Source organism: Arthrobacter sp. 10T413_2, assembly GCF_056394205.1.
The window spans coordinates 1-9,706 of the sequence record NZ_JBFTHK010000158.1; the positions used below are offsets into that span (position 1 = coordinate 1).

Annotated in this window: 13 protein-coding genes; 6 read left to right on the forward strand and 7 right to left on the reverse strand. The window is 65.8% G+C overall.

Features of this window, described 5'->3' with window-relative positions; translation table 11 throughout:
• Positions 1-364 precede the first annotated feature (364 nt).
• Genes rpsN through rpmB form a run of 3 tightly spaced genes read right to left on the reverse strand, consistent with a single transcriptional unit; the run spans position 365 to position 1,078 of the window.
• Entirely contained in the window at positions 365-670 is a 306-nt protein-coding gene (rpsN, locus tag AC1DBQ_RS18565) for a 30S ribosomal protein S14 (RefSeq protein ID WP_476929910.1), read from the reverse strand.
• 4 nt (positions 671-674) lie between these two features.
• Positions 675-842 carry a 50S ribosomal protein L33 gene (rpmG, locus tag AC1DBQ_RS18570; RefSeq protein WP_003798558.1) on the reverse strand — a complete coding sequence of 56 codons (168 nt, stop codon included), beginning with the start codon at positions 840-842 and terminating at the stop codon, positions 675-677.
• Complete coding sequence (rpmB, locus tag AC1DBQ_RS18575) at positions 842-1,078, reverse strand: 50S ribosomal protein L28 (RefSeq protein WP_011693744.1); 237 nt, start codon at positions 1,076-1,078, stop codon at positions 842-844. Before rpmB ends, rpmG begins: the two co-directional genes overlap by 1 nt.
• Before the next feature lie 503 nt (positions 1,079-1,581).
• Between rpmB and AC1DBQ_RS18580 the strand changes: the two genes are divergently transcribed.
• Genes AC1DBQ_RS18580 through AC1DBQ_RS18590 form a run of 3 tightly spaced genes read left to right on the forward strand, consistent with a single transcriptional unit; the run spans position 1,582 to position 4,365 of the window.
• On the forward strand, positions 1,582-3,018 hold the full coding sequence (locus AC1DBQ_RS18580; RefSeq protein ID WP_476929911.1) for a ferredoxin reductase family protein: 1,437 nt from the start codon (positions 1,582-1,584) through the stop codon (positions 3,016-3,018).
• A complete protein-coding gene (locus AC1DBQ_RS18585; RefSeq protein ID WP_476929912.1) occupies positions 3,015-3,563 on the forward strand; it encodes an FMN-binding protein in 549 nt (182 codons plus the stop codon). The genes AC1DBQ_RS18580 and AC1DBQ_RS18585 overlap by 4 nt, the downstream gene beginning before the upstream one ends.
• Positions 3,564-3,603: 40 nt before the next feature.
• The gene (locus tag AC1DBQ_RS18590; protein WP_476929919.1) at positions 3,604-4,365 is read left to right on the forward strand and encodes an FAD:protein FMN transferase; all 762 of its coding nucleotides are present in this window, start codon (positions 3,604-3,606) and stop codon (positions 4,363-4,365) included.
• 16 nt (positions 4,366-4,381) lie between these two features.
• Here AC1DBQ_RS18590 and AC1DBQ_RS18595 read toward each other — a convergent pair whose 3' ends face one another.
• Complete coding sequence (locus AC1DBQ_RS18595; RefSeq protein WP_476929913.1) at positions 4,382-5,143, reverse strand: SGNH/GDSL hydrolase family protein; 762 nt, start codon at positions 5,141-5,143, stop codon at positions 4,382-4,384.
• A 75-nt stretch (positions 5,144-5,218) separates the two neighbouring features.
• On the reverse strand, positions 5,219-5,698 hold the full coding sequence (locus tag AC1DBQ_RS18600; protein WP_091255468.1) for a MarR family winged helix-turn-helix transcriptional regulator: 480 nt from the start codon (positions 5,696-5,698) through the stop codon (positions 5,219-5,221).
• Between the two features lie 102 nt (positions 5,699-5,800).
• On the opposite strand from AC1DBQ_RS18600, the gene AC1DBQ_RS18605 reads away from it, so the two are divergent.
• On the forward strand, positions 5,801-6,088 hold the full coding sequence (locus tag AC1DBQ_RS18605) for a YciI family protein (RefSeq protein ID WP_476929914.1): 288 nt from the start codon (positions 5,801-5,803) through the stop codon (positions 6,086-6,088).
• A 47-nt stretch (positions 6,089-6,135) separates the two neighbouring features.
• Here AC1DBQ_RS18605 and AC1DBQ_RS18610 read toward each other — a convergent pair whose 3' ends face one another.
• Both AC1DBQ_RS18610 and AC1DBQ_RS18615 read right to left on the reverse strand, forming a co-directional pair.
• Entirely contained in the window at positions 6,136-6,975 is an 840-nt protein-coding gene (locus tag AC1DBQ_RS18610; protein ID WP_476929915.1) for an SGNH/GDSL hydrolase family protein, read from the reverse strand.
• A 98-nt stretch (positions 6,976-7,073) separates the two neighbouring features.
• Positions 7,074-8,021, reverse strand: coding sequence for a LysR family transcriptional regulator (locus AC1DBQ_RS18615; RefSeq protein WP_476929916.1), 948 nt, complete (start codon positions 8,019-8,021; stop codon positions 7,074-7,076).
• A gap of 334 nt (positions 8,022-8,355) precedes the next feature.
• Here AC1DBQ_RS18615 and AC1DBQ_RS18620 point away from each other — a divergent pair, with 334 nt between their 5' ends.
• A complete protein-coding gene (locus AC1DBQ_RS18620; RefSeq protein ID WP_476929917.1) occupies positions 8,356-8,541 on the forward strand; it encodes a ferredoxin in 186 nt (61 codons plus the stop codon).
• 2 nt (positions 8,542-8,543) lie between these two features.
• Positions 8,544-9,706 (forward strand): NAD(P)/FAD-dependent oxidoreductase (locus AC1DBQ_RS18625; protein ID WP_476929918.1); only part of this gene is annotated, 1,163 nt, incomplete at its 3' end.

A 9,706-nucleotide genomic window follows, 5' to 3' on the forward strand; every position in this document is an offset into this window, starting at 1 on the left:
CGGAGCGCACAAAACGCCGACCAGATCAGGTCTTGAAATTTAGGGGATTGGCCGCCTCCGGTTCCCAGCATTTCCGCTGGTCTCCCTCGCGGCGACTTAGAAAACAATACACCCACCACGCCCCCACCGCAAACCCACCCCCACAACACCCCAAAAACCCCGTCACGACAGGCCAAAGCCGCCAGCCAGGCACCCAACCAGGCGACCCGGTGTCGCAAATGGGGGTTGTGTGCTGCATCACCGCGGTGCGGGCATGAACGAAGGGCGCGCCACGGGCTGTTGGTGCGGGCTGTTTAACGCAAGAAKGGCCGGCAACCAAACGGTTGCCGGCCMTTCTCAAGCCACTGGCTTCAGGAGTGCTGAATTACCAGGAAGACTTCGTGATGCCCGGGAGCTCAYCGCGGTGAGCCATGTCGCGGAAGCGAACACGGGAGATGCCGAACTTCTGGAAGGTACCGCGCGGGCGGCCATCGATGATGTCGCGGTTACGCAGACGTACCGGGGAGGCGTTKCGGGGCAGCTTCTGCAGGCCGAGGCGTGCAGCTTCGCGTGCTTCGTCGGTTGAAGCKGGGTCAACCAGAGCCTTCTTCAGTTCGAGGCGCTTTGCAGCATAACGCTCGACGATGACTTTACGCTGTTCGTTCTTAGCGATCATTGACTTCTTAGCCATGTGTTTAGCGCTCCTCTCGGAATTCGACGTGCTGGCGGATTTTGGGGTCGTACTTCTTCAGAACCAGGCGGTCCGGGTCGTTACGACGGTTCTTGCGCGTCACGTAGGTGTAACCCGTGCCCGCGGTCGACTTCAGCTTGATGATCGGACGTACGTCCTTGTCCTTTGCCACTAGAGCTTCACTCCTCGTGCCAGGATGGCGGCGACGACTACGTCGATGCCACGTACGTCGATGGTCTTGATGCCACGAGCAGAGACCTGCAGCGTGACGTTACGGCGCAGGGACGGAACCCAGTAGCGCTTCTTCTGGATGTTCGGGTCGAACCGGCGCTTGTTGCGACGGTGCGAGTGCGAAATGCTGTGTCCAAAGCCCGGCTCGGCTCCGGTCACCTGGCAGTGTGCTGCCATGACGACTCTCCTCAAAAAATAAATGAAACGGCTAGCGGAGTTCCCACTGACCGTGCGATGGGCGGCGTCCGCATCCAGCTCCCGCCCTAATCACMAGATCCGCAGGAATCTGAAGCCGGCGCAAACCGGCTGATTTCCTCACTGCGGCKAAGATTGTGGGCCACGGGCACCGGGCGGTGGCGGTCCGTGGGACAGCCAATGCGAAGTGCCGGGATGCTGGGCGAATACAGGAATGCGCGCAACTTGAGCCCCTAACTACCGGCCGCCACGACCGTCGATTTCTCAGACGAGTCCTGCCAACCGGAGCAATTGCACACGCTCCGCGCCACCTAGCGCCTACCAAGTCTACGAGTTCGACTAATTAAAGACCAATCCGCCGCCATGTGGGGTACCGGAAAATGCACGCCGGAGCTCCTGCGCAGCGAGGGGGAACCGCTCCAGGTCATATGCCGGACGAAGCATTTTCACAGCCAAATGATAGGCAGGGGGGCGACTCTGGATACATGAACACACAACTTCTGACGACCCGTCCCGAGGTTCGCCGCAGCTCTCGTGGCGCCGTGAACCCCTTTAAGGGGCAACATCGGCGGCGGTTGCTGAGAGCGGATCTGCTGACTGTTMTCTTTTGGGCGTCCCTGGCGGGCGCCATCGCTTTGTGGCTGGCCGACGGCGGAGCATCCGGATTCTCGACTCCCGCCGGTTCCTTCACGGCACTGGGGATTGTGGCCGGTCTCGCCGGCATGGACCTGGTGCTTCTGATGCTGCTCCTGGCCGCCCGGCTTCCCTTCATTGATGGCGCCGTCGGCCATGACCGCGCCTTGGAGTTCCACCGCAAGCTGGGCAAGCCGGCGCTGTACCTCCTGCTGGCGCACGGGATCCTCATTGCGATCGGCTACGGCATGGCCGAAGGGCTGGATCCCGTCACTGAAGCCGTGAACTTGTGGGTCCAGGTCCCCGACATGTGGCTGGCCTACATCTCCATGGTTCTGTTCATCGCCGTCGTAGTMACCTCCCYGGTGGCCGTCCGGCGCCGGTTCCCTTACGAGTTCTGGTACGCCGTCCACCTGCTGACCTATGCCGCAGTGCTGACGTCCATCCCACACCAGTTCAGCGTCGGGGGCCTCTTCGCACCGGGCACCTGGCAGCGGTGGTACTGGCTGGCTGCCTGCATCGGTACCGGCGCAGCGCTCCTGCATAACCGGGTTCTGGAGCCGATTGTGGCTACTACCCGGCACAAACTCAGCGTCAGCCGCGTTGTGCAGGTCGCCCCCGGCGTCGTCAGTATTGAGATGACCGGGCGTCACCTTGACGAACTGACGGGCGCCGGCGGCCGGTTCTTCATCTGGCGGTTCCTCGCTCCCGGCATGTGGTGGCACCCGCACCMCTTCAGCCTCTCCGCGGAGCCCCTCCAGCTCGGCGCCAGCGGCTCCCTGCGGATTACGGTCCGCAACCTCGGCAGGGGCTCGTCCCAGTTGGCCCGGCTGAAACGCGRCACAAAAGTGGCCATTGAAGGCCCCTACGGACTCTTCAGCACCGCGGCCAGGAGCCGGAAACACGTCGTGATGATCGGCGCCGGCATCGGGATCACCCCCATTCGGGCGCTGCTGGAAAGCACCCCTTTCAACCCACGCGACGCCACCGTCATTCTGCGCGGCCACAGCGAAAAAGAGCTGTACCTGGGCAAAGAGATCATGGACCTCTGCCAACGCCGTGGCGCGACCTTGTACCACCTCACCGGGCGCCGCCCGGCGGGCGTCCAGACTTGGCTGCCCGCCGACGCCGCCCGCTCGGGATACCGGCTGGGGAGCTACGCACCAAACATCGCCGAGGCCGACGTCTACGTCTGTGGACCGGCAGCCTGGGCCCAAAACGTCCTCAGAGACGCACGCGCAGCAGGCGTGCGGGAAGAGCAGCTTCACTACGAAAGGTTTGACTGGTGAGAATTCGCGCAGCAGTTTCAGCAACCCTGGCCTCCGCCGGAATCCTCCTGGTCGGATGGCAGTCCGGCAGCCACGTGACGGAGGCGGCAGGTTCGTCCATCGGTACCTCCGCCGGCACGACCGGATCGACCGGCGCGTCTGCCGCCACGGGCAGCGGGGCCGGGAGTAGCTCCGGCGCAAGCACCTCAGGAGCAGCTTCCGGAAGCGGGACGTCCGGAACCGCCGATTCGACGGGAACCACCACCTCAGCTGCCGCCACCGGGAACGGCAGCGGAACCTTCGCCGGCTCGGTGAGTCAGACCCGGTTCGGGAACGTCCAGGTGCAAATCACGGTCAGTGGGGGAAAGATCACCGATGTAACGGCCCTCCAGCTCACGGATGAAGACCGCCGGTCCGTCTCCATCAGCAACCGGGCGGCTCCGTTGCTGCGATCGGAAGTACTTCAGGCCCAGTCCGCCAACGTGCAGAGCATCAGCGGTGCGACCATCACGAGCGACGGATACCTCTCTTCCCTGCAGGCGGCCCTCGATGCAGCCCACCTCTAAGCTGGGTGGTTCGGCCTTGATGGCCAGGACGTTTGGCTCCATGGGAACCGTCATCAGCCTGACCGTTCCTGCCGGGGCCGCCATCGCCACCGGGGAAAAGGCCAGCGTCGCCGACCACGAACTCGACGCCGCCGTCGCCGCCGTCGAACGGGTGTTTGCCCGGCTGGATGAATCCTTCAGCCTGTACCGCCCCGATTCCGAGGCCAGCAGGCTGGCCCGCGGGGAGCTTTCGCTGCGGGAAGCATCCGCCGGGATGCGGGACCGGTACGCGGACGCCGTGGGCTGGCGGCTTATGACGGAGGGTGCGTTCTCACCGGAACGGCCCGACGGCGTGCTGGACCTTTCCGGGCTCATCAAGGGCTACGCGATCGCGCAGGCAGGCGCGACGCTGCAGTCCCAAGGGATCACCGACTGGTGCCTGAACGCCGGGGGCGATGTGCTGGTGATGGGCTCGCCCGTTCCGGGCAGCGGAGCCTCCTGGACGGCAGGGGTGGTTGACCCGCAGGACCGTACGGCGCTGCTTTCCGCGTTCGAGCTGGGCGGCCCCGGCGCCCGGTGCGCCTTGGCGACGTCGGGTTCGGCGGAGCGGGGTGACCACATCTGGACAGCCGGCGCCGGCGGCGCGGAGTTTACCCAGGTCTCCGTGGCCGCGGCGGACATTGTCACGGCCGATGTGCTGGCCACGGCGATCGTCGCGGGCGGCACCGCGATGCTGCACCGGGCCACGGACGGCTGGGAAATCGATGTGCTCGCCGTCCGCCGCGACGGGGAACTGCTCGCGACGCCGGGATTCCGCGCCTGAACTGCCAGGCTTCCCCCTAGAGACGCGTGAGCTGGCCGTACTTCGGCTGCAGGCCGTCCCCGGACKACTTGCCGGTGACGCGCCGGACAACCCACGGGCCGGCGAATTCACGGACCCAGCGGGCGTTGGCGCGGATGGCGTCCACCCGGCTCAGTTCCGGCACCGGCGTCATGGGCGGGACGTCAATCGAGTGTTCGTGTTCGAGGACCGTCAGGACCCGTTTGGCCATGTTCGCGTGGCCGGCGGCGGACATGTGCATCCGGTCCGTGGCCCACATGCCCCAGTCGTAATATTCGCTGAAGCGCCAATAATCGACCAGTAGGGCACCGTGGTCGCCGGCGATSCCGCGCACCAGTTCGTTGTAGATSGCGGTGCGGCCGCGCATGGTGCCGAATATCTTGGAGCCGCGCGCGTCGAAGCCCGTGAACATCACCACCGTGGCGCCGGTGGCCGCGAGCTTGCGGATCCCGGCGTCGTATTCCACGAGCAGGTCATCGATGTCGATCTTGGGCCGGAGGATGTCATTGGMGCCGGCGTAGATACTCACCAAGGTGGGCTTGAGTGCGACGGCGGCGTCCACCTGCTCGGCCATCATCTGACGCAGTTTCCTGCCCCGGATGGCGAGGTTCGCGTAGCCGAAGCCCGGATCGGCGGCGCCGAGCTGCTCTGCGACCCGGTCCGCCCAGCCCCGGACGCCGTTGGGACGGGTGGGGTCGTCGTCGCCGACGCCTTCCGTAAACGAATCTCCAAGGGCTACATAGCGGGACGTGAAATCCATGAACCAAGTCTGCCAGCAGTTGCCGCAAGCAACAAAGACGGCGGCGGCCGACGGCGGCGCGTCCAGCTTCCGCGCTTAGTTGTCGCGCAGGATCCAGTGATCGTCGTCGAGGCGGGCGACGATATTCTCKCCGATCCGGGCCAGGTCCGCKACGTCCTTGGGGCTCAAGGCGTCGAGAAAGAGCGACCGGACGGCCTCCACGTGGCCCGGSGCGAGCTTCACGATCGTCTCCATGCCGGCGTCGGTCAGGTGCGCTGTGGTGACGCGGGCGTCGCCGGGGTGCGGGCGGCGCTCAAGCCAGCCGCGGTTCTGCAGCTTGGTGACCACGTGGGAGAGCCGGGACAGGGAGGCGCTGGTGCGCGCGGCGAGCTCGCTCATGGGCAGGAAACGCCCCTCGGCCTCGGAGAGCATCGCCAGCACGTTGTAGTCGAACAGGGACAGCTTGCCCGCGGCATGAAGCTGGGTGTCCAGGGCGGCCGGCAGCAGTGTGGTGATGCTCAGCAGGGCCAGCCAGGCCCGGCGTTCGTCGGCATTKAGCCAGCGGGGTTCGGTCATGGCTACATTCTAGGAGACTTGAAGCTTGACGATTCAACTTCGGCCGGGGATTCCCGGAAAAGTTCCGTACTGTCCGCGACCCGCTACCGGTAGGCTGGCCGCATGTACGTAGTCTCCCTGACATACAAGGTCCCCGACTACATTGTGGAGTTCCATCTCCCGGCCCACGTCACGTGGCTGCAGGCGGCCTTCGATGAGGGMATCTTCATGGTTGCCGGGCGCAAGATCCCGCGCACCGGTGGCCTGYTGCTCTCCAACGCGGACAGGGACAGCCTGGACGCCGCCCTCGCCAAGGACCCGTTCTATGTCAACGGTGTGGCTGACTTCGAGGTCATGGAATTTCACGCCAACAGGGTGGCCCCCGGCTTCGAAAACCTGCTGGACAGCTGAGCCGGGGCCGGCCCGGCGCGAGTGCCKGGCGGCTGCCGGGATCAGGCCTAACCGCCGTCGTGCTGCGCCTGCAGCAGTTTCTTCAGGCCGCCCTTGCGCGGGACCTTTACCGGTTCCGCCCAGCGCGGCCGGAGCTGGTCGCCGAGGGTGACTCCGCGGAGCTTCCGTCCGAACAGGGGCAACACCCAGTCGCGCACCCAGCGGCGCTGCCGGCGTTCCCACTCGYGCAGACCCTGTTTCACCAGCGGCTMCCATTGCTTGGGCTTGATCGTATGGGGCACACCAAGATGATCCAGGACCTGCGAGGCAAGGTATTTATGGCCCGCCTTGGACATGTGCAGCCGGTCCGAATCCCACATCCGCGGGTCATGGAATGCGTCGAAGCACCAATAGTCCACCAGTACCGCGCCGTAGCGGCCGGCGATCTCGCGGACCCGCTCGTTATAGAAGGCGTTGCGCTTCTTCAGCGGCTCGAGGAGCGCGGAGACCTTGACGTCGAAGCCGGTGAACAGAACCAGCGTCGCCCCCGTGCCGGCGAGCGCCTCCACCAGCGACTCATAGTCCTGCATGAGGGCCGCGATGTCCGTGCCGAAATCCAGGATGTCGTTGCCGCCCGCATACAGCGTAATGAGCGTCGGCTCCATGGCCACGGCGGGTCCAAGCTGTTCGGCGATGATGTGGCGCAGCCGTTTGCTGCGGATGGCCAGATTGGCGTACTGCCACCCCGGCTGCGCCTTGGCCAGTTTCTCCGCGACCCGGTCCGCCCAGCCCCGCACCCCATTGGGGAACCGGGGGTCATAGTCGCCCACACCCTCGGTGAAGGAATCGCCCAGGGCAACGAACAGCCGCCGGCCCCCCGGTCCCGCACCAAGAATGTCTCCAACCACGCGTCCACGGTAGCCAGTCCATCCGGCCATCAGGGAACAGCGGGGTTAACAGGCGGGTGTCATTCGCCTCAGGCGGACCGGTGCAGGCACTGAATGGGTCACGCGTGCGGCCCGGATCTGGCGGGCACAGGACCGTACCTGGCCCGCAGAGGGACGGCGGCCTCCAGGAGGATCCCCCGCAGCCAGTCCTTGAACGGGTCCTCCGCGAGCCAAGGGTTCCACACCATGTCGATGCCCAGGGTTTGGATGGGGAAGKGGAACTCCTCCATGCGCAGGTCGAACCGGCCCTCGAACGCCAAGCCGACCTGGTACCGATGGACCGCCACCCCGCCGGCCTGGGCGATCAGGTGGGGAATGAACAGGTAGTCGGACACGCGCTGCCGGACCGTGTACGGCACCTTGCGCTCGTCGAGGATTTCATAGGGCCGCAGGCGTTCCGGGGCCGCGTCCAGCATCACATGGGGCACCGTCTCCAGGAGGTCCAGCGCGCTGGCCTGCCGCGGTGAGTCCCACGAAGTGACGACGACCCAGCGGTCGTCGTACAGGCGCTCCCGCGGATACGGCGTGGCGAACGTCTCGGGGAGCAGAATGACGTCCGCCGCATCGTCCGCGAACACCGCGATGGTCGGCGACGACGTGGTTCGCAACCGCAGGACCGTGTTCGGCGCACGCTCGGCCAGCAGCCGGGTGAGCGCGCTGCCGATGACGAACGCGGTGCTGTTGGTCATTGCCACAGTGATCAGGCGGTCGTCGGTTGCGGGGTCAAACGGGGCGGCATTGACGAGCCGGGCCGTCTGCGTCAGCGTCTGGCRCAATGCCGGCAAAAGCTCCGCGGCCCGCGGCGTCAGCACCATTCCGCGCCCCTGCCGCACGAGGAGTTCGTCGCTGAGCATGCGCCGCATGCGTGTCAGCGCATGGCTCATGGCCGGCTGCGACAGACCGATTTTGGCCGCAGCGTTCGTCACCGACCGCTCTTCAAGCAGCGCCAGGAGTGGCACCAGGAGGTTGAGGTCGACCRAAGCCAGCCGGGCCAGCTCTCCGTCCATCCCGGATCTTCCCTGGCTACCGGGCATGAGTCGCCGGGAATACAGCGTGCAGTGGACTCAGCTGCTGGATGCGCGGGTCCCGCATTTCGACGTCGAGGGCCGCCACATACGACGCAAAACTGTCTTTCGCATTCCAGGTCAGTCCCGGCTTCATTGCCATTGCACACCTCACTTGTCGCACGCCGCTTTTCCGGCGCGTGGCCCAGCCTACCCGGTCATTCATACGGTGCATATCAAGGATGAGAATTATTCATTTGTKAACATGCTATGCAGCTGGGAAACTCAACATACGCTCTGGTTGTCATCCACGCCACCGTTTTCAAAGGAGAAAGCCATGAAGATTGTCCTCGATCGACCGCGCTGCGAAGGCCACGGCCTCTGCGAGGAAGTCGCCCCACAGCTGATGCACTTGGACGAAGAGGGCGAACTCGTGCTGGACATCGAGACGGTCGACAACGACGTGGAACCGGCAAAGGCCGCGGTTCGCGTCTGCCCGGTTGCCGCGCTGCGGCTGGCATGAGCATGACACTGAAACGCATCGTCGTCGTCGGAAATGGCATCGCCGGCCTTACCGCGGCAGACTCCCTGAGGGTGGCAGGCTTCGACGGCGATCTGACCATCGTGGGCGACGAGCCCCATGTACCGTACAGCCGCCMCGCCCTGTCGAAGGCTGCCCTGCTGGACGCCGAAGACATGACGTCCCATCAGCTGCCGCCGTCCACCCACGAGGCACAGGAGGTCCGGGGCGTTAGCGCGACGGGGCTTGATGCCGACCGGAAGGTGGTGCACCTCGACGACGGCAGCGGCCTTCCGTACGATGCCGTCGTCATCGCCACCGGCTCCCGGGCGCGCCGCCTCGGTACCGGCCCCAAGACCGGGGGAAATGCGGGCCGCTGCGACGGCGAACTGACCCTGCGGAATCTAGAGGACGCGCTGACGCTGCGCCGCCGGCTCACGAACCGGCCGTCCGTCGTCGTCATTGGTGGCGGCGCCCTGGGCATGGAGATCGCCTCCGGGTGCCTCTCCGTGGGCTGCGAGGTAACCCTGGTGGCGCATKACCGTCYGCTGACCAGACAGCTGGGCCCATACTTGTCCGACGTCTTCCTTGCCGCTGCCCGCCGCCACGGGCTCAAGCTAGCGCCGTCCCACGCGGTCGAACTGCGCAGTATCGGTGGGCTCACGGCCGACGGGCGTCCGCTGGTTGTCCTCGCGGACGGTTCAACCATCGAAGCCGAACTCGTGGTCAGTGCCGTAGGAGATGCCCCCAACGTCGAGTGGCTCGCCTCCAGCGGCCTACTGACCAACGGCCGGCTMGAAGTCGACGCCMGCGGGCGCGTCCGTCCCGGCATCATCGCCGCTGGAGATGTGGCCGCGTTCCCGACCAGGCACGGCATCCAGCGCGTTCCCCTGTGKACCAGCGCCATCGAGCAAAGCAAGGCCGCGGCCCTGGCCCTCGTGCGGGGTGATGAAKCACCGGAGCTCGACTTCCAGCCCTACTTCTGGACCGAGCAGTTCGGCCTCAGCCTGAAGGCGAGCGRTTTCCTGCCCCTGGCCGGTACCCCCGAATATCTCGAAGGCGACCCCGCCGACGGCCCTGCCCTCATGCGCTGGTCCCACGACGACGGCTCGGGCACCGCCGTCGCCATCAACAAACGGATCCCAATTCCCAAGTTGCGGCGTCTGAG

Coding starts and splice junctions, on each gene's coding strand:
- rpmB (WP_011693744.1), bottom strand. CDS start 1,078: ATGGCAGCACACTGCCAGGTGACCGGAGCCGAGCCGGGCTTTGGACAC.
- AC1DBQ_RS18620 (WP_476929917.1), top strand. CDS start 8,356: ATGAAGATTGTCCTCGATCGACCGCGCTGCGAAGGCCACGGCCTCTGC.
- AC1DBQ_RS18590 (WP_476929919.1), top strand. CDS start 3,604: ATGGGAACCGTCATCAGCCTGACCGTTCCTGCCGGGGCCGCCATCGCC.